Below are 18,463 nucleotides of genomic sequence, written 5' to 3'. Positions count from 1 at the left end.
ACACGCCGCGAGTGAACATCGTAAAACGAACGTGGCTATATGTCTCAATCGATTGAAAATCGTTGATATTGAGCCGTTTATAACCCCTTTTCACGATACTGCGAGTATTCACAAAAGCCCCGATAAAAGCTCTCAGTTTGTATCAAAATAACAACATTTGCGCACACAGTCGCAAAAAAACAGCCAAAAGTCGCACCTCGCTCGTAATATGCTCAAGTGATTGGGAATGAACCAGCCGCGCAACCGCAAGGTTTTGCGAGGTTCAGGACCTAATGAAAATAAACAATCGCACAACACAGTGCAGGAGTACAGGAGTACACATGACGAGTCCTGTTATTGGCACCCCTTGGAAGAAGCTGAACGCTCCGGTTTCCGAGGAAGCTATCGAAGGTGTGGATAAGTACTGGCGTGCAGCCAACTACCTCTCCATCGGCCAGATCTATCTGCGTAGCAACCCGCTGATGAAGGAGCCCTTCACCCGCGAAGACGTCAAGCACCGTCTGGTCGGCCACTGGGGCACCACCCCGGGCCTGAACTTCCTCATCGGCCACATCAACCGTCTCATCGCTGATCACCAGCAGAACACCGTGATCATCATGGGCCCGGGCCACGGCGGCCCGGCTGGTACCGCTCAGTCCTACCTGGACGGCACCTACACCGAGTACTTCCCGAACATCACCAAGGATGAAGCTGGCCTGCAGAAGTTCTTCCGCCAGTTCTCCTACCCGGGCGGCATCCCGTCCCACTACGCTCCGGAGACCCCGGGCTCCATCCACGAAGGTGGCGAGCTGGGTTACGCCCTGTCTCACGCCTATGGCGCTGTGATGAACAACCCGAGCCTGTTCGTTCCGGCCATCGTCGGCGACGGCGAAGCCGAGACCGGCCCGCTGGCCACCGGCTGGCAGTCCAACAAGCTCGTCAACCCGCGCACCGACGGTATCGTGCTGCCGATCCTGCACCTCAATGGCTACAAGATCGCCAACCCGACCATCCTGTCCCGCATCTCCGACGAAGAGCTGCACGAGTTCTTCCACGGCATGGGCTATGAGCCGTATGAGTTCGTCGCCGGCTTCGACAACGAGGATCACCTGTCGATCCACCGTCGTTTCGCCGAGCTGTTCGAGACCGTCTTCGACGAGATCTGCGACATCAAGGCCGCCGCTCAGACCGACGACATGACTCGTCCGTTCTACCCGATGATCATCTTCCGCACCCCGAAGGGCTGGACCTGCCCGAAGTTCATCGACGGCAAGAAGACCGAAGGTTCCTGGCGCTCCCACCAGGTTCCGCTGGCTTCCGCCCGCGATACCGAGGCTCACTTCGAGGTCCTCAAGAACTGGCTCGAGTCCTACAAGCCGGAAGAGCTGTTCGACGCCAACGGCGCCGTGAAGCCGGAAGTCACCGCCTTCATGCCGACCGGCGAACTGCGCATCGGTGAGAACCCGAACGCCAACGGTGGCCGCATCCGCGAAGAGCTGAACCTGCCGGCCCTCGAGGACTACGAGGTCAAGGAAGTCGCCGAGTACGGCCACGGCTGGGGCCAGCTCGAGGCCACCCGTCGTCTGGGCGTCTACACCCGCGACATCATCAAGAACAACCCGGACTCCTTCCGCATCTTCGGACCGGACGAGACCGCTTCCAACCGTCTGCAGGCCGCATACGACGTCACCAACAAGCAGTGGGACGCCGGCTACCTGTCCGCTCAGGTTGATGAGCACATGGCCGTCACCGGTCAGGTCACCGAGCAGCTCTCCGAGCACCAGATGGAAGGCTTCCTCGAGGCCTACCTGCTCACCGGCCGTCACGGCATCTGGAGCTCCTATGAGTCCTTCGTGCACGTGATCGACTCCATGCTGAACCAGCACGCCAAGTGGCTCGAGGCTACCGTCCGCGAGATCCCGTGGCGCAAGCCGATCTCCTCCATGAACCTGCTCGTCTCCTCCCACGTGTGGCGTCAGGATCACAACGGCTTCTCCCACCAGGATCCGGGTGTCACCTCCGTCCTGCTGAACAAGTGCTTCAACAACGATCACGTGATCGGCATCTACTTCCCGGTGGATTCCAACATGCTGCTCGCCGTGGCTGAGAAGTGCTACAAGTCCACCGACATGATCAACGCCATCATCGCCGGCAAGCAGCCGGCCGCCACCTGGCTGACCCTGGACGAAGCTCGCGCCGAGCTCGAGAAGGGTGCCGCCGAGTGGGAGTGGGCCTCCACCGCCAAGTCCAACGACGAAGCACAGATCGTGCTCGCCTCCGCTGGCGATGTCCCGGCTCAGGAGATCATGGCCGCTGCCGACAAGCTCGATGCCATGGGCATCAAGTTCAAGGTCGTCAACGTTGTGGATCTGGTCAAGCTGCAGTCCACCAAGGAGAATGACGAAGCCATCTCCGACGCCGACTTCGCTGACCTGTTCACCGAGGACAAGCCGGTCCTGTTCGCCTACCACTCCTATGCCCGCGACGTGCGTGGTCTGATCTACGATCGCCCGAACCACGACAACTTCAACGTCCACGGCTACGAGGAGCAGGGCTCCACCACCACCCCGTACGACATGGTGCGCGTGAACAACATCGATCGCTACGAGCTCGTTGCCGAAGCTCTGCGCATGATCGACGCTGACAAGTACGCCGACAAGATCGACGAGCTCGAGGCCTTCCGCAAGGAAGCCTTCCAGTTCGCAGTCGACAACGGCTACGATCACCCGGATTACACCGACTGGGTGTACTCCGGCGTCAACACCAACAAGCAGGGTGCTGTCTCCGCTACCGCCGCAACCGCCGGCGATAACGAGTGAGCCTAGGCGTTACAGCCTGATCGCTTGAATAAGACCCCCGAGGGACTTTGTTCCCCCGGGGTCTTTACATTGCGCACGTAAGATGGACCCCGACACCCCGATCCACATAGGTGCACTCATAATCGTTCACGCATTACAATTGCTGATGGTGTGAACAACGCAGTCACCCATGCATATGAATGAAGGAATAGGAGACACCGTGAGTCTTACCAGCGTCACCATTATCAGCCCTGAAGCCGCGAACGGTCGCAATGTCGTGGCCCTAGGAGTCGTCACAGCACTGGCGTCCATCAAGAAGACCGCAGTGTTCCGCCCGGCCGTATGCCGTAAGGATACGTTCACCGACATCCTGCTTGAAGCCAGCAACACCGGTCTGACCCGTGAACAGTCCGTCGGCGTCTGCCCACGCCGCGCCCGTGAAGACAAGGCGGGTTCTCGCGCCGACATCGTCGCCGCATATACCGAGGCCATTGAGGCCGCACAGCCCGAAGCCGTCGTCATCGTGGGCACCGACAAATCCCCCGTCAATGATCCCGCTCTTTTTGCATTCAACGCCGATGTCGCCGCCGACCTTAAGGCCCCCGTTCTTTTGGCCGTCTGTACCATCAACCGTACTCCGGAACAGGTGAGGTTCACCGTCGAAGCTTCCACCGCCACCATCGAGGCGGCCGGCACCAAGGTCGTCGGCGTGTTCATCACCGGATGCAAGGACGATCAGCCGGAAGCCCTGCATGCTGAATTCGCGGATTATCCGGTTCCCGTATGGACGCTTCCCGCAGTCGATTTCAGCGAGGAAGGTGCCGTCGCAAAGGCCTCCGAAGCGTTCTCCTTCAACGTCGACACCGCCGACCTTCTGGCGGCAATCGACGCACCGTTCGAGGTGCCGACTACGCCATATGCCTTCCAGTACAGCCTACTAGGCAAGGCCAAGGCCGACAGGAAAACCATCGTACTGCCGGAAGGCGAAGAGGACCGTATCATCAAGGCTGCCGATTACCTACTGGAGCGTGACGTCGTCGACCTGATCATCGTGGGCGACGAGAACGCGATTTTGGCCCGAGGCGAGGAACTGGGTCTGAAATCCCTGAGCAAGGCGAAGTTCCAAGCCATGGATGATGAGGAAGTGCTCACGCCGATGGTCGCCAAGCTGTGCGAACTGCGCGCCAAGAAGGGCATGACCGAGGATCAGGCGCGTAAGCAACTGACCGATGCCAGCTATTTCGGCACCATGCTCGTGGTGCTCGGCCTGGCCGACGGTCTGGTGTCCGGATCCGTCAACTCCACCGCCAACACGGTTCGCCCGGCATTGCAGGTCATCAAGACCAAACCGGGCACCTCGTTGGTTTCCGGTGCGTTCCTCATGTGCTTCAAGGATCATGTGGCCGTATTCTCCGACTGTGCCATCAACCTGAATCCGAACGCCGAACAGCTGGCGGAAATCGCCATCCAGTCCGCCGAAACCGCCAAAGCATTCGGTTTGGAACCGAAAGTCGGCATGCTCTCATACTCTACGCTCGGCTCCGGCAAGGGCCCGGATGTCGATTTGGTCGAGGCAGCCACCGCAATCGTCAAGGACAAGGCTCCTGAACTGGCCGTGGTCGGTTCCATCCAGTTCGATGCCGCCTGGTCGCCGACCGTAGCCGCAACCAAGGCTAAGGGCGATCCGGTTGCTGGACACGTTAACGTGTTCGTGTTCCCGGACCTGTGCGCCGGCAACATCGGCTACAAGGCCGTGCAGCGCTCTTCCGGCGCGGTGGCGGTCGGCCCGGTGCTGCAGGGGCTGAATCGTCCGGTCAACGACCTGAGCCGTGGCGCCACCGTGCAGGACATCATCAACACCGTTGCCCTGACGGCCATCGAAGCCCAGTAATACGGCATTTTGTAGCAAGCAACGAGTAATCTAAGGTTTTGGAAAGTCGCGTAAGCGGCACATCGATATAACACATGGAGGATGCCCACAATGGCGAAAACCGTCCTTGTCATCAATTCCGGTTCCAGCTCTATCAAGTATCAGCTGGTTGATCTTGAAACCGGTGAAGGTATTGCTTCCGGCCTGGTCGAGAAGATCGGCGAGCCGGTTGACGGCCACTACAAGCACGAGTTCAACGGTGAAAAGCATGAGCTGGAAGAGCCGATTCACGACCACGAGCAGGGTCTGAAGCGCGTTCTCGGCTTCTTCGATGAGTTCGGTCCGAAGCTGGACGAAGCCGGCATCGTCGCCGTCGGCCATCGTGTCGTTCAGGGTGGCTCCCTCTTCCCGGATCCGGCCCTGGTCACCGACAAGACCATCAATCAGGTCAAGGATCTTGCCGTGCTCGCTCCGCTGCACAACGGCCCGGAGGCCAAGGGCGCCGAAGTCATGCGCTCCTTGCTGCCGGATGTTCCGCAGATCTTCGTGTTCGATTCCTCCTTCTTCTTCCAGCTGCCGAAGGCGGCCAGCACCTACGCGCTGAACAAGGAGATCGCCGACCAGTACCACATCCGTCGTTACGGTGCCCACGGCACCTCCCACGAGTTCATCTCCTCCGTGGTGCCGGCCGTCATCGGCAAGCCTGCCGAGGGCCTGAAGCAGATCGTGCTGCACATCGGCAACGGTGCTTCCGCCTCCGCCGAAATCTCCGGCAAGCCGGTCGAGACCTCCATGGGTCTGACCCCGCTGGAAGGCCTCATGATGGGTGGCCGTACCGGTGACATCGATCCGGCCGTCGTCTTCCATCTGATCCGTAACGCCCACATGAACGTGGACGAGCTGGATGCCCTGTTCAATAAGCGTTCCGGCATGATGGGCATGACCGGCTACGGCGACCTGCGTGAAGTGCATCGTCTGGTCGGCGAAGGCAATGAGGACGCCAAGCTGGCGCTGGACGTCTACGTGCACCGCATCGTCGGCTACATCGGCAACTACACCGCCCAGATGGGTGGCGTGGATGTGATCACCTTCACCGCAGGCGTTGGCGAGAACGATGACATCGTGCGCAAGATGGTGTGCGACAAGCTCGCTCCGTTCGGTGTCAAGCTGGATGAGGAGAAGAATGCGACCCGCTCCAAGGAGCCGCGCATCATCTCCACTCCGGATTCCGCAATCACCATCTGCGTCATCCCGACCAACGAGGAGCTGGCCATCGCCCGCAAGTCCGCCGCTATCGCCGATGCCGGCCAGGACACCTACGGCAACACCTTCTCCAAGTGATGAGAGGCGTTTCCTCACAAATATAGGGGAGACCCCGTTCGTAAAACCGTGTTTCGAATGCAGTCGCATTGTCGATCGCATTCGAAACACGGTTTCGTTTTTTCGGATGATTGCCGGTCCGATGTGAGACCGCTCGTTGCGTTCATCGCATCGTATGAATGAGGGACGCATGGTAGTACGATACGAAGGTCACGCTTGATGGCGTGCATGTGTTCTTTCGAAGGAAGCGGTTTTTCGTGGTTGGACGACGATTTGTCGGTTTGGATGGGCTGAAGGGCATCGCCCTGATCGCGATAGTGCTCTACCACTGCGATCAGGGCGTCCTGCCCGGAGGATTCCTTGGCGTCGATGTGTTCTTCACCATTTCGGGTTTCCTGATCGTCTCTTCGCTGCTACGACGTATCGATGCCGGCAGGGGCATCGGCTGGGGCGAGTATTATCTCAAACGGTTTCGGCGAATATACCCGGCGTTGCTGGCGCTGATTCCCATCACGGTGGCCATGGCGTGGTTCATCAATCGCGACATGCTCGTCGGTATACGCAATCAGATACTCACCGTGTTGCTCGGCTGCTACAACTGGTACGCCATCAGCAACGGAAGCAGTTATTTCGCGCAAATGAATCCCGACATGTTCCGGCATATGTGGTTCATGTCCGTACTCATGCAGTTTTACCTGCTGGTGCCGATTGCGGTGTACGTGTTGTTGAAAAGCCTACATCGGTGGATTCCCGTATTCGTATTGACCGGATTGGCCATATGCAGCGCCCTGTCCATGGGACTGCGGTACCACATCGACGACGATCCCACACGCGTGTATTTCGGCTCCGATACGCATGCCATGGGATTATGGCTCGGCGCCGCATTCGCTTGGGCGCTGATGCTACTCAGGCACGGCAACGGCCGTGTCTCCGAAACACAGCTGATGGACCGTATTCACGCACGTTGGGGACGGATCGGTCCGATTGCCGCATTCGTAGCGTTATTGGCGTTGCTGTGGATGATGCGTCATATCGGTCAAGGAGCCATGTCTTTCCGCTTCGCCATTGCGTCGGCTTCGACACTGTCCGTAGTATTGATAGCCGGCTCCATTCCCTTCGGATCATGGATGCAGGACTTGCTGGTGTTCAGACCGCTTGCCATGATCGGCCGTTATTCCTACGGCATCTACTTATGGCATTGGCCGTTATGGCTGCTCGTGCGGGCCGTGTTCCCGCAGTGGGGTGCGCGATATGCCGATCGTACACTGGCGGTGACCGTCATGCTGACCGCCGTATTCGCGGTCCTTTCATGGATGCTGTTTGAGCGCCCGGTGGCCCGTGCCGGTTTCATCGCGCTGATTCGCCCGACAGACACATTTGATTTGGATAACGGCCTACGATTGTGGGCCACCGTGCTCGTATTGACCTGTACGTGGAGTTTTGCCGGATATGCCGTTGCCAATGCGCCTGCGCAGACCGGCGTTCAGACTTCGTTGGAAGCCAATGCCAGAATGTTGCAACGTCAGCGGCGACATGATGTTTTGGACAGACGTAAGGTTCCAAGGCCGAAAAGGCCCGTGCATACGATGCCGTCCGGGCACCAAATGACGGCAATCGGCGATTCCGTGATGTTGGCTTCCAGCAAGGGTCTGCAGTCCGTATTTCCTGGAATCGCAGTGGATGCCGAAACCTCGCGTTCAATGCTTAAGGCACAGGGTCTTATCGATCAGGCAAAAGGGCAGTCCGATGGGCTGCGCCAGTGGGTGTTGATCGGGCTGGCCACCAATTCCGTGGTGACGGATGACCAATTGAATGACATTCTTGACGATATCGGACCGGAACATGTACTGGTGCTTATCAATGCGCATGCGCCGGTGTCATGGGTTCCTGGCACCAATGACACGCTGCGGCGATTCGCTGAGGCGCACAGCGACGATGTGGTGTTGGTGGACTGGGATGCGGCGATTTCAGCCCATGCCGACGAGCTTGCCGGAGACGGCATCCATCCGGGAGTGACCAACACCATCTACGCTCAAACCGTCAAGGATGCGATTCAGCGCTGGATTAAGCAAGGCCATTGATCGGTGAAAAACAGCGAAGCCCCCGGTCCGAGGTCGGATCGGGGGCTTCATATACTGATCGTTGTCGATGGGCTGAGCCTTAATCCTCCTGATGCTGCGGAGCGGACAGGAAGTGCTCCTCACTCGGTAGCACCGCGTTGAGAATCACGGCGACCACGAACGCCACCGCGATGCAGTTGGATGCGAAGATCGACTGGAACAGCGGAGGGAAGTTGGTGAAGATGTCGCCGACCTGCGTGAAGCCGATGCCGATGGTCAGGCTCAGCGCGGCGATGGTGATGTTGCGCTGCGTGTACCCCGCTTCGGAGATCATCTGGAAGCCCGACAGGATGATGTTGCCGAACATCATGATGGTGCAGCCGCCAAGCACGGCCTGCGGCAGGGAATTGAACACTTCCGCCACTGCCGGCACGAAGCTGGCCAGCACCAGGATCAGGCCACCCGAAAGAATCACCTTGCGGTTGATGACCTTCGTCATGGCCACCAGACCGATGTTTTGCGCGAAGGAGGTCAGCGGCAGGCAGCCGAACAGTCCGGAGACGGAGGAGATCAGACCATCACCGGCGATGGCGCCGGCGGTTTCCCTGTCGGTGGGCTGACGGTCGAGACCCACCTTGGTGAGGGCTGCGGTATCACCAAGCACTTCCACGGAGGAGACCACATACAGCAATGCGAAGGAAATGATCGCACCCGGATCAAACTCAAGCTGGAACGGCATGAAGTGAGGGACCGACACCACCTGCAGGCTCGAGAAACCGGAGAAATCGACCTTGCCCATGACAATCGCAACCACGTAGCCGACAACCAAGCCGAACAGCACGGACAGCTGCTTGGCGGTGCCCTTCATCAGCAACTGGAACGCGAGGCATGCCACCAGCGAGATCAGACCGAGCGTAAGATTTTGCCAGCTACCGAAATCCTTCGCGCCGGAACCGCCGCCAAAGCTGGTGGCACCGACGGACAACAGGGAGAAGCCGATGGACGTGACCACAATCGCGGATACGATCGGAGGCACGAAACGACGCCAATATTTGGCCGTCAAACCGAGCACGACCTCCAACAGGCCTCCGAGCACGACCGCACCGGCGACGGCGCCATAGCCCTGATTCTGGGCGATCGACATGGCGGCGGCGACATAGGTGAATGAGATGCCGGTGACCATCGGCAGACGGGAACCGATCAGCCACAGGCCATACAGCTGCAGGCAGGTGCCCAGGCCGGCCACCAGCAGACCGGCCTGAATGATCGTGGCCGACTGCGCGGCATCCATCTTGGCGGCCGAGGCCACCAGAAAAATCGGTGCCAGATTGGCCACGAACATGGCCATGACGTGCTGCAGGCCGAACGGAATGCCCTTCCAGAACGATACGGGTGCGTCCAGGCTGCTCAACGCCTCGAACGAGACACTCGTCTTCGTGATGTTCTTCTCTTCGCTCACAGTAAATCCTCTCTTAATTCATGAATGAGCGTTGTGCAGTGCAATCGTATGAGTCGAAACGACTATGCGCGGAATGTAATGGAACCGGTCTGGGAATCCATCGATTCCACGATCGCCAGCGAATCGACGTCATAGCCTTCCTCGCGGAGCTTGTCGCCGCCACCTTGGAAACCTTTCTCCACGGCGATGCCGATGCCCTCCACCACGGCACCTGCCTTATGACACAGCTCAATCAGACCTCTCAATGCTTTGCCATTGGCCAGGAAATCATCGATAAGCAGCACATGATCGCCCTCATTGAGGTAACGCTTGGAGACGATGACGGGGAATTCCTTCTGCTTGGTGAAGGAATAGACGGTGGTGGTGTACTGATCGCCGTCAAGGTTAATGGACTGCGCCTTCTTGGCGAACACCACCGGTGCATTGTCGAAATGACGGGCCGCCACACAGGCGATGCCGATGCCGGAAGCCTCGATGGTCAGAATCTTGGTGATGGTCTTGCCTTGGAAATGCTCGGCCCAGGCGGCGCCCATATGATCGAACAATTCCACATCGCACTGATGGTTGAGGAAGGCGTCGACCTTCAACACGTCGCCCGGCTTGACGGTACCCTGTTCGCGAATGCGCTCTTCAAGCTCCTTCATGAATCCCCTTAGGTGTTGTCGGCTGCGAACGCAGCATGGTAGGTGGCATGCGGCGAGCCGCATATGGCAGTCAATATACGCGCGTCAATTGACTATCCGAACGTCTTCCTCTGACCTGCGCGTGTGGTAGATATGTATTCCGCGAATATACGATGTCGAGAAGGAAAGTGGAACCGGTGCAGCAGAACATGGGACCCGTCTTGTGCGATCCGCAAACGTTGATCAAGGATCTCAATCCGCAGCAGAGCGAAGCGGTGAAGTACTACGGTCAGGCATTGCTTATCGGCGCAGGTGCGGGATCAGGCAAGACCCGTGTGCTGACACGCCGTATCGCATGGCTTCTGGCTCATGGCATCTGGGCAAGCCAGATTCTCGCCATCACTTTCACCAACAAAGCCGCGGCCGAGATGAGGGAACGTCTCGCCGCACTCGTCGGACCGGAAGCCGAACGCATGTGGATTTCGACGTTCCATTCCGCCTGCGTGCGCATCCTGCGACGCGACGGCGACCAGATCGGCCTGAAATCCGGATTCTCCATCTATGACACCGCTGACAGTGAACGACTGATCAAGCTGATCGGCGCCGATCTGAACATTGACCTGAAGCGCTATACGCCGCGCATGATTCTCGGCAAGATCTCCGACTACAAGAACTCACTGATCTCGTGGAAGGACCAGCTCAAGACCTATGCCGCCGATTACCGGCCGGGGCAACGCGGCTACCAGCTGGGACGGTTCGACAACGTCGAGGAACTGTTCGCCGTGGTGTACTCCGAATACCAGTACCGTCTGGCCCAGGCCAACGCCGTGGACTTCGACGATCTGATTATGCGCACCGTCGAACTGTTCAGAACGTGCCCGCAAGCGAGCGATTATTACCGGCACAAATTCCGTTACATTTTCGTGGACGAGTATCAGGACACCAATCACGCCCAATACGTATTGGTGCGTGAACTCTCCGGCATCGATTCGGGCGAGCAGGCCGATCCGCATGCCACGGGCGCGGGCCGGGTCGGACCCTCCTGGGTTACCGTCGTCGGTGACTCCGATCAGTCCATATACGCCTTCCGCGGCGCCGACATCCGCAACATCCAGGATTTCGAAGAGGACTTCCCAAACGCGAAGACCATCATGCTCGAACAGAACTACCGTTCGACGCAGACCATTCTGGATGCGGCGAATGCGGTGATCGCGAAGAACGAGAACCGCAAGCCGAAGAAACTGTGGACCGCACTCGGCAAAGGTGATCCGATCATCGGCTATGCAGCCGACAACGCGCAGCAGGAGGCCGGCTATATCGCATCCGAAATCACAAGGCTGCATACGGAGGAAGGCATCGCCTACAGCGACATGGCCATCATGTACCGGGCCAACGCGCAATCGCGTTCGCTGGAAGAGGCGATGATCAACGCCAACCTGCCATACCAGTTGGTAGGAGGCACCAAATTCTACGAACGCAGAGAAGTCAAGGACGCCATCGCATATTTGCAGGCCATCGTGAACCCCGCCGACGACGTGAACATGCGTCGCATCCTGAACGTGCCGAAACGAGGGCTGGGCGCCCGTGCGGAAGGGCTGGTCGCCATGTATGCGGATCGGCATGGCACGACGTTCTTCGACGGCATCGAACATCTTGACCAGATCGAAGGCATGACCGGACGAACGGCGAAGCCATTGGGAGCGTTCCGCGACCTGATGCACGAATTGGTCGACTTTGCGAAGGCGCATGACGCCAAACCATCCGAAGTGGTGGCGGAGGTGCTGTCCAGAAGCGGACTTCTGGAGGAACTGCAACGCTCCGAAGATCCGCAGGACGCCTCACGCGTGGATAATCTTTCGCAGCTGCAATCCGTAGCGGCGGAATTCGAACAGAACACGCCGGACGCCACATTGGCGGGATTCCTGGAAACCACCGCATTGGTGGCGGATTCCGATCAGTTGCCCGGTGAGAACGAGGATTCCGGCAAGGTCACGATGATGACCCTGCATACCGCCAAGGGCCTTGAATATCCGGTCGTGTTCCTCACCGGCATGGAGCAGGGTACCTTCCCTCATTCACGAGCCATGGAAGATACAAGTGAGCTTTCCGAGGAACGTCGTCTTGCCTATGTGGGCATCACCCGTGCGAAAAGGCGTCTGTATGTGACCCGAGCGGCGGTGCGTGCGCAATGGGGACAGGCCAACGAAATGATGCCAAGCCAGTTCCTCGATGAGATTCCGGAGGATCTCATCGATTGGAAGCGTAAGGAAGCCGGCATGGAACGCATGCGCGGCGGTTGGCAGAGCGGCTTCGACGATGACGACGAATTCGGCGGTTGGGGCGATGACGACTTCGGCACCTCGTCGTTCGGCGGCTCCGGATATGGCTCACGTGGCGGATCCTATGGTGGAACGACCTCATACGGTTCTCGCTCTTCGTATGGAGGATCGTCATATGGCTCGTCATCCTCCCGTGGTGGCTCGTCCTACGGTTCGGGCCGTGCCGCGTACGGTTCGAGTTCGCGATCCTCGTACGGATCGTCTTCCTACGGTTCCGGCAAGTCCGCCAAGGCCGGCAAGGTGACCACCCGTCACACCAAACCGAAGGCGCTTGACAAACCGAGAACCACACCCGCCTCCGCACTGAGCAAGGACAATAACCTCAATATCGAGGATTTCCATATCGGAGACAAGATCACGCACGACCAGTATGGCTTGGGCACCATCGTCGATACGCAGGACAAGGGCCGCAATTCCGTTATCACCGTGGATTTCGGCACGGATGGCATCAAGCGGCTGATGCTGCGCGTGGCGCCTATCGAAAAGCTCTGAGAGCTTTCGACAGGCGCCCTTCGCGGCGGTGCCGCTCACTTCACCTACGTGGAACCCACTGGGTTCCCCGTTTGACGGTTCAGCTATCGAAAAGCTCTGAGAGCTTTCGACAGGCGCTTTATCACTACGAACGTGAAAAGTCAAGACTTTTCTTTCATGGTCAACACTGCGATAATCGGGCGTTGCCTGATTATTTGTCGAGAGGAAATCATGAACAAGAAACTTTTCGCAGCCATTGCGCAGTTCGTCCTTGGCGTGCTGATCGCCGTCGCCCCGCGAACCTTCGCCCATGTGTGCGAGGTCACGGACATGCCGATGGCCTGCCATTACACCGCGCAGGCAGCGCTCGGCATCGGCATCGTCATCGCATTGCTCGCCATCATCGGTCTGTTTGTCGCCGAAGCGACCCGCGCCGGTCTGGACATCGCCAACGCCGTACTGGGCGTGCTGGTGATTCTGGTACCGACCGTGCTGATCGGCGTGTGCAAGGGCGCGATGATGCATTGCCACATGGTGACGCTGCCTACGCTGATCGTGCTGGGCGTACTCACCACGGTATTCTCCGTCATCGCCGCATACCTTGACCTGAAGCCGGCAAAGCATCGCTGATATGAATCATGTCACCCTTGCCGGCCTGCCTGTGACGAATCTCAGGCGCAAGCCGTTTCGGACCACGGCCCTCGTCATCGTGGTCACCATGCTCACCGTCGCCTTTTACGGAGGCTCCCTGCTGTCGATGAACCTTGAAGCGGGATTGAATAGCATGCAGGAACGTATGGGCGCCGATCTGATGGTTACCCCGCAGAATACGAAAAACGAAGCCGAGGCGTTGCTGACGAATGGCGGATCGAGTACCTTCTACTTCACCAACGACATCGAAAACGAGGTATCGAAGGCCGACGGCATCGACGAAATCACCGCACAGACCTACATTTCGTCGCTGGCCGCCGCATGTTGCGACGACAAGGTGCAGATCATCGGCTTCAACCCGCAAACCGATTTCGTCATCACCCCATGGATCGGCTCGCAATTCGACGGTGTGCTCGAAGACGGCCAGATCATCGCCGGAGCCAGCATCAACGTATCCGGAAACAACACCGTCAAGCTGTATGGGCACGAATTCCCGGTCGCCGCGCAGCTGGCGAACACGGGTACGTCACTTGACAATTCCGTATTCGTCAATATGAACACCGTCCCCGACGTCGTTTCCTATTCCGCGAAGGTCGGGCATCCCGCCATTCCGCAGGAATATGCCGACAAAGCGGTCTCCGCCATCCTGATCAAGGTCAAGGATGGCTATTCCGCACAGCAGGTCGCCTCCAACATCACCAAAGCCACGGGACTCAAAGGCCTTGGCTATGTCTATCCGGGCGGCATCACCGCAACCACCAAGAACAATCTGACGGTCATCGTGGGATATGTGACGATTTTCGTGGCCGTGTTCTGGATCATGGGGCTGATCGTACTGCTTGCGGTATTCGCCTCCGCCATGAATGAGCGCAAACGTGAATTCGCCGCGTACCGCATCATGGGGGCCACACGCTCCACATTGGTGGGCATCATCATCAGGGAATCCGTCATAATCGGCGCATTGGGCGGTGCAATCGGCGTGGCGCTCGCTTCGCTGGCGATCTTCCCCTTCAGCACGCTGATCGGCAGACAGCTGCAACTGCCTTATCTGCAATCCGGCGTGTGGAACGTAATGCTGCTGATCGCCGTGAGTTTCGTATTCGCGGTGATTACCGGTGTGATCGCATCCATCGCCACCGCGGTGAAACTGTCCGCACCGGAAACCTATCTGACGTTGAGGGAGGGGGAGTGAGCATGAACGTATTGGAGCTGCACGATCTGACCCGTGAATTCACGCGCCGTGGCAAGCCGTTCGCGGCGGTCGATCATGTGAACCTCATTCTGAGGGAAGGTGAATTCATCGCCATCGTGGGGCGTTCCGGCAACGGCAAGAGTACGCTGCTCAACCTCATTACCGGATTGCTGCGTCCTACTGACGGCACGATCACGCTTGATGGGCGGAATATCGTCGCCTTACGTGACAGACAGATGTCGGCGATACGCAACCGGGTGATCGGATTCGTGACGCAGAGTCAGACGTTGCTGCCGAATCTCACCGTAATCGATAACGTGATTCTTCCGGCGGTACTCGAGTCCGGCAATCAAGAGATCGATGGCAACGATGATGCTCAGGAGAACGATGATGCCGAGAAGATGCCTTCCGGCCAGACGCAGGTGGACGACGGTCTGCCAGATGTAATCGCGGCGGCACCGATCGCCACGGATACGGCCGTCCGTTCTTCCGACCGTCTTGTCGGGCGTGCCCGTGAGTTGCTGGAAATGCTGGGAATCGCCGATCTGGCCGACTGTTATCCGAAGGAGCTCTCCGGCGGTGAGATGCGTCGCGTCTCCATCGCACGCGCGCTGATGAATCGGCCGAAGTTGCTCATTGCCGATGAACCCACCGGTGATCTGGATGCGGCAAGCACCGCAATCGTCATGCGGCTGCTACGGGATGTCGCGAATGGCGGTACCGCTGTGTTGATGGTCACGCATGACCCGGACGCTCTGGCATATGTGGACTACGTATTCCGCATGGATAGGGGAGTGCTGAGCGAGGCATAGGGCAAGACATGCCGAATGCCAGGCTGTTCGATGCTAGTCCCGCCCCTGTGTGTATCATTGACGATTGGTGTGCGTCTTGTAGACGTATGCCGTCTGGAGTCTTAGCCCATCAGTGGGTCGGCGGCCGACCTTGTCGAAGGTTGCCGTTCGCGCTTGCCGCGAAGGAAGCACTGGAGAGGCTGGCTCAGCGCGGGTCGAGTGATCGACGCGCGTTCCGTTCAGACAACGACAGAACAAACAAAGGATTAAACCAATGACGAACGTTCAGCGTTCTCGCCGTCAGGTGCGTCTTTCCCGCGCCCTCGGCATCGCTCTGACCCCTAAGGCTCAGCGCATCTTCGAAAAGCGTCCGTATGCTCCGGGTGAGCACGGCCGCACCCGCCGCCGCACTGAATCCGATTACGCAGTGCGTCTGCGCGAGAAGCAGCGTCTTCGCGCTCAGTACGGCATTTCCGAGAAGCAGCTTCGCGCCGCTTACGAGAAGGGCACCCACACCGCCGGCCAGACCGGTAACGCCATGCTGACCGATCTCGAGACCCGTCTTGACGCCCTGGTTCTGCGTGCAGGTTTCGCTCGCACCACCGCCCAGGCCCGTCAGTTCGTGGTCCACCGTCACATTCTCGTCGACGGCAACATCGTCGACCGCCCGTCCTACCGCGTCAAGCCTGGCCAGACCATTCAGGTCAAGGCCAAGAGCCAGACCATGGTTCCGTTCCAGATTGCTGCCGAAGGCGTGCACCGCGATGTGCTGCCGGCGGTCCCGGGCTACCTGGACGTCAACCTGCCTTCCCTGAAGGCCACCCTGACTCGCAAGCCTGAAGCCGAGGAAATCCCGGTGCAGGTCAACATCCAGTACGTGGTCGAATTCTACGCCCGCTGATCTGGATTCACATACTGTAAGAACATACAGTATAAGGACATACAGCAAGAGCCTCGCCGCCGTTATGGCCGCGAGGCTCTTTGCTATCTGCGTTATCTGCGGGGATTCCGCAGGTGCTGATCAGTCCGCGAACATGCCGCCGATAATGCCGCCGACGATGGTGGATACGATCGACATGATCAGCGAACCGATGACGGACCACCAGAAGCCGTCGATGACGACGCCCACGTCGAACAGGCTCATGGCCAGCCAGGAGGCGAGCTGCATGAACAGCCAGTTGATGATCAGGGCGATCAGACCGAACGACAGAATGGAAAACGGCAATGCTATGGCATGCACGATCGGTTTGATCGAAGCATTGATCAGTGCCATGAACAGTGCGAACGCCCCGATGCCAAGAATCGGAGGGTCTCCGATGGCATGCATGCCGGGCAGCAGGGCAACCATGACCCCGGCCGCTATGGTCAAAACCAGCCAACGTGAAATGAAATGACTCATAATCCCATCGTAGTGCATGCGTTTCTCCCACTTCAGCGGGTAGCATGAAAGCATGTTGCTTCATCTCCATCTCGTCCGTCACGGACAGACGTTCTTCAATCGATACAACCGTCTGCAAGGGTGGTCGAATTCGCCACTGACGCAGTCCGGCATCGCCGATGCCGACAAGGCCGCAACCAAGTTGCGCGATTACGATTTCGCCGCCGCCTATTGTTCCGACACCACGCGCGCCCAGATAACCGCGCAGCGCATTCTCGACATGAATGAGTTGGCAGGGCATGTCCGTCCGGCGTTGATCAGCGACATGCATTTGCGCGAACAGTTCTATGGATATTTCGAGGGACAGGACATGAGCGTCGCATGGACTGCTGCCGGCGGGCCTCACGGGGCCAAGAACTACAATGACATCGTGGCGAAATTCGGCCTTGCGGCCACCCGTGACTTTCTGAAAGAGGCCGATCCGTTCCATGACGCCGAGTCCGATGCCGAATACTGGGAACGCGTCGAGGGGGGATTTTCGCTGATCGCCGCAAATCCGTTGCTGAAGGACGGCGATCATGTGCTGCAGATTTCTCATGGCAATACCTTGCTGAGTCTGATGCATCGTTATGCGCCCGAAGGCTATGACCTCAGCGAACGACCGGCAAACGGGTCGGTCACCAGCCTTGATTTCGACACGGAACAACCAATCGATCAGGCAGTGACCGTCATTTCATATAACCAGTGAACGAATTTGCCTTCCGTCGTGGCTTTTGACTACTGTTAGGCGGGTATTGTGTTCGCGGGTCACCGTGGGACAGAAAAGAGGTACATGATGGGTGTTGGAGAAATCGCCGGTCTGATTGCGGCAATCGCGTTCGCGATTCTCGCCGGTTTCATGATCTACCCGTTGATCCGTCTGGGCAAGCTGTTCGATCAGATCGCGCAGACCGTCAAGGACACCGGAGACCATGCGATTCCGGCGCTTGACGAAAGTGTGACCACCGTACAGCAGGTCAATAAGTCACTGGAGGATGTCAACAAGATCTCCGCGGCAGCCTCGACCACGGCCAACAATGTGGGCGCCCTGACCGACCTTTATGGATCCTTCCTTGGCAAGCCGGTCATTAAGATCGCTTCGGCCGTCTATGCTCTGAAGTCCACGGCACAGTCCTTCATGAACAATCGGACCGCCGACCGTGCCCAGAACAAGGGGGAGTGATGTTCAAACGTCTCTTTTGGATTTCCCTGGGTGTAGGCATCGGGGTCATGGCCGTCACCAAGGCGCAGGCCTATATCAAGGCCAATACGCCTGACGTGGCGCGCCAGTTCCTGCTCGGCCCTGATCAGGACCACGTGACCGTACGCACGCTTGAAGGATTGGTCAACGAGTTCAATGCCACGCGTCGAGCCCGCGAGGCTGAACTTAACGCCAGATATGCCGATAAGATCGACTGATCTTCGCGCTTCAATCCGTATAGGCAACATTTGTACAAGACGTTCGGAGGGCATCAGACCCTCCGGCAATAAAG

The 18,463-nt window shown here is 58.5% G+C and carries 15 protein-coding genes; 12 read left to right on the top strand and 3 right to left on the bottom strand.

Going from position 1 to position 18,463, the window contains the following annotated elements:
- Positions 1-320: 320 nt before the first annotated feature.
- The 4 genes from HMPREF1494_RS00580 to HMPREF1494_RS00565 all read left to right on the top strand — a co-directional run bounded on the left by HMPREF1494_RS00580 (position 321) and on the right by HMPREF1494_RS00565 (position 8,048).
- Positions 321-2,798, top strand: coding sequence for a phosphoketolase (locus tag HMPREF1494_RS00580; RefSeq protein WP_003840380.1), 2,478 nt, complete (start codon positions 321-323; stop codon positions 2,796-2,798).
- 169 nt (positions 2,799-2,967) lie between these two features.
- Positions 2,968-4,668 carry a phosphate acetyltransferase gene (gene pta / locus HMPREF1494_RS00575; RefSeq protein WP_034518310.1) on the top strand — a complete coding sequence of 567 codons (1,701 nt, stop codon included), beginning with the start codon at positions 2,968-2,970 and terminating at the stop codon, positions 4,666-4,668.
- Between the two features lie 90 nt (positions 4,669-4,758).
- The gene (locus tag HMPREF1494_RS00570; protein WP_003843955.1) at positions 4,759-5,988 is read left to right on the top strand and encodes an acetate/propionate family kinase; all 1,230 of its coding nucleotides are present in this window, start codon (positions 4,759-4,761) and stop codon (positions 5,986-5,988) included.
- A gap of 236 nt (positions 5,989-6,224) precedes the next feature.
- Positions 6,225-8,048 carry an acyltransferase family protein gene (locus HMPREF1494_RS00565; RefSeq protein ID WP_034518307.1) on the top strand — a complete coding sequence of 608 codons (1,824 nt, stop codon included), beginning with the start codon at positions 6,225-6,227 and terminating at the stop codon, positions 8,046-8,048.
- Between the two features lie 79 nt (positions 8,049-8,127).
- Here the strand turns inward: HMPREF1494_RS00565 and HMPREF1494_RS00560 are convergent, their stop codons facing one another.
- Positions 8,128-9,486: a nucleobase:cation symporter-2 family protein gene (locus HMPREF1494_RS00560; RefSeq protein ID WP_003841924.1), complete on the bottom strand. Its 1,359-nt coding sequence runs from the start codon at positions 9,484-9,486 to the stop codon at positions 8,128-8,130.
- A 62-nt stretch (positions 9,487-9,548) separates the two neighbouring features.
- Complete coding sequence (locus tag HMPREF1494_RS00555; RefSeq protein WP_034518304.1) at positions 9,549-10,130, bottom strand: xanthine phosphoribosyltransferase; 582 nt, start codon at positions 10,128-10,130, stop codon at positions 9,549-9,551.
- 188 nt (positions 10,131-10,318) lie between these two features.
- Between HMPREF1494_RS00555 and HMPREF1494_RS00550 the strand changes: the two genes are divergently transcribed.
- From HMPREF1494_RS00550 to rpsD, 5 genes are all read left to right on the top strand, one after another.
- On the top strand, positions 10,319-12,940 hold the full coding sequence (locus HMPREF1494_RS00550; RefSeq protein WP_396334917.1) for an ATP-dependent helicase: 2,622 nt from the start codon (positions 10,319-10,321) through the stop codon (positions 12,938-12,940).
- A 210-nt stretch (positions 12,941-13,150) separates the two neighbouring features.
- Positions 13,151-13,549 (top strand): DUF4418 family protein, encoded by a 399-nt coding sequence (locus HMPREF1494_RS00545; protein WP_003843793.1) that lies wholly within the window; start codon positions 13,151-13,153, stop codon positions 13,547-13,549.
- A 1-nt stretch (position 13,550) separates the two neighbouring features.
- Positions 13,551-14,762, top strand: a complete 1,212-nt coding sequence (locus HMPREF1494_RS00540) for an ABC transporter permease (protein ID WP_003840365.1) — start codon at positions 13,551-13,553, stop codon at positions 14,760-14,762.
- 2 nt (positions 14,763-14,764) lie between these two features.
- Positions 14,765-15,574: an ABC transporter ATP-binding protein gene (locus HMPREF1494_RS00535; RefSeq protein ID WP_034518298.1), complete on the top strand. Its 810-nt coding sequence runs from the start codon at positions 14,765-14,767 to the stop codon at positions 15,572-15,574.
- Between the two features lie 253 nt (positions 15,575-15,827).
- Positions 15,828-16,454 carry a 30S ribosomal protein S4 gene (rpsD, locus tag HMPREF1494_RS00530; protein WP_003841914.1) on the top strand — a complete coding sequence of 209 codons (627 nt, stop codon included), beginning with the start codon at positions 15,828-15,830 and terminating at the stop codon, positions 16,452-16,454.
- Positions 16,455-16,574: 120 nt separating this feature from the next.
- Here rpsD and HMPREF1494_RS00525 read toward each other — a convergent pair whose 3' ends face one another.
- A complete protein-coding gene (locus HMPREF1494_RS00525; protein ID WP_012902109.1) occupies positions 16,575-16,952 on the bottom strand; it encodes a phage holin family protein in 378 nt (125 codons plus the stop codon).
- Between the two features lie 52 nt (positions 16,953-17,004).
- Between HMPREF1494_RS00525 and HMPREF1494_RS00520 the strand changes: the two genes are divergently transcribed.
- From HMPREF1494_RS00520 to HMPREF1494_RS00510, 3 genes are all read left to right on the top strand, one after another.
- Positions 17,005-17,679, top strand: coding sequence for a histidine phosphatase family protein (locus HMPREF1494_RS00520; protein WP_003840360.1), 675 nt, complete (start codon positions 17,005-17,007; stop codon positions 17,677-17,679).
- 87 nt (positions 17,680-17,766) lie between these two features.
- Positions 17,767-18,153, top strand: coding sequence for a DUF948 domain-containing protein (locus HMPREF1494_RS00515; RefSeq protein ID WP_003843863.1), 387 nt, complete (start codon positions 17,767-17,769; stop codon positions 18,151-18,153).
- Positions 18,153-18,389 (top strand): hypothetical protein, encoded by a 237-nt coding sequence (locus HMPREF1494_RS00510; protein WP_003840355.1) that lies wholly within the window; start codon positions 18,153-18,155, stop codon positions 18,387-18,389. The genes HMPREF1494_RS00515 and HMPREF1494_RS00510 overlap by 1 nt, the downstream gene beginning before the upstream one ends.
- Positions 18,390-18,463 lie beyond the last annotated feature (74 nt).

This window comes from Bifidobacterium sp. MSTE12 (assembly GCF_000513015.1).
Classification (GTDB): Bacteria; Actinomycetota; Actinomycetes; order Actinomycetales; family Bifidobacteriaceae; genus Bifidobacterium; species Bifidobacterium dentium.
Note: the sequence above shows the minus strand (reverse complement) of the source record. Positions and strands in the feature narration are given on the sequence as shown.

Excerpts from the sequence above, each read along its gene's own strand:
- HMPREF1494_RS00540 (WP_003840365.1), top strand. The coding sequence starts at position 13,551 with ATGAATCATGTCACCCTTGCCGGCCTGCCTGTGACGAATCTCAGGCGC.
- HMPREF1494_RS00545 (WP_003843793.1), top strand. The coding sequence starts at position 13,151 with ATGAACAAGAAACTTTTCGCAGCCATTGCGCAGTTCGTCCTTGGCGTG.
- rpsD (WP_003841914.1), top strand. The coding sequence starts at position 15,828 with ATGACGAACGTTCAGCGTTCTCGCCGTCAGGTGCGTCTTTCCCGCGCC.
- HMPREF1494_RS00535 (WP_034518298.1), top strand. The coding sequence starts at position 14,765 with ATGAACGTATTGGAGCTGCACGATCTGACCCGTGAATTCACGCGCCGT.
- HMPREF1494_RS00555 (WP_034518304.1), bottom strand. The coding sequence starts at position 10,130 with ATGAAGGAGCTTGAAGAGCGCATTCGCGAACAGGGTACCGTCAAGCCG.
- HMPREF1494_RS00570 (WP_003843955.1), top strand. The coding sequence starts at position 4,759 with ATGGCGAAAACCGTCCTTGTCATCAATTCCGGTTCCAGCTCTATCAAG.
- HMPREF1494_RS00580 (WP_003840380.1), top strand. The coding sequence starts at position 321 with ATGACGAGTCCTGTTATTGGCACCCCTTGGAAGAAGCTGAACGCTCCG.
- pta (WP_034518310.1), top strand. The coding sequence starts at position 2,968 with ATGCATATGAATGAAGGAATAGGAGACACCGTGAGTCTTACCAGCGTC.
- HMPREF1494_RS00550 (WP_396334917.1), top strand. The coding sequence starts at position 10,319 with ATGGGACCCGTCTTGTGCGATCCGCAAACGTTGATCAAGGATCTCAAT.
- HMPREF1494_RS00515 (WP_003843863.1), top strand. The coding sequence starts at position 17,767 with ATGGGTGTTGGAGAAATCGCCGGTCTGATTGCGGCAATCGCGTTCGCG.
- HMPREF1494_RS00525 (WP_012902109.1), bottom strand. The coding sequence starts at position 16,952 with ATGAGTCATTTCATTTCACGTTGGCTGGTTTTGACCATAGCGGCCGGG.
- HMPREF1494_RS00520 (WP_003840360.1), top strand. The coding sequence starts at position 17,005 with ATGTTGCTTCATCTCCATCTCGTCCGTCACGGACAGACGTTCTTCAAT.
- HMPREF1494_RS00510 (WP_003840355.1), top strand. The coding sequence starts at position 18,153 with ATGTTCAAACGTCTCTTTTGGATTTCCCTGGGTGTAGGCATCGGGGTC.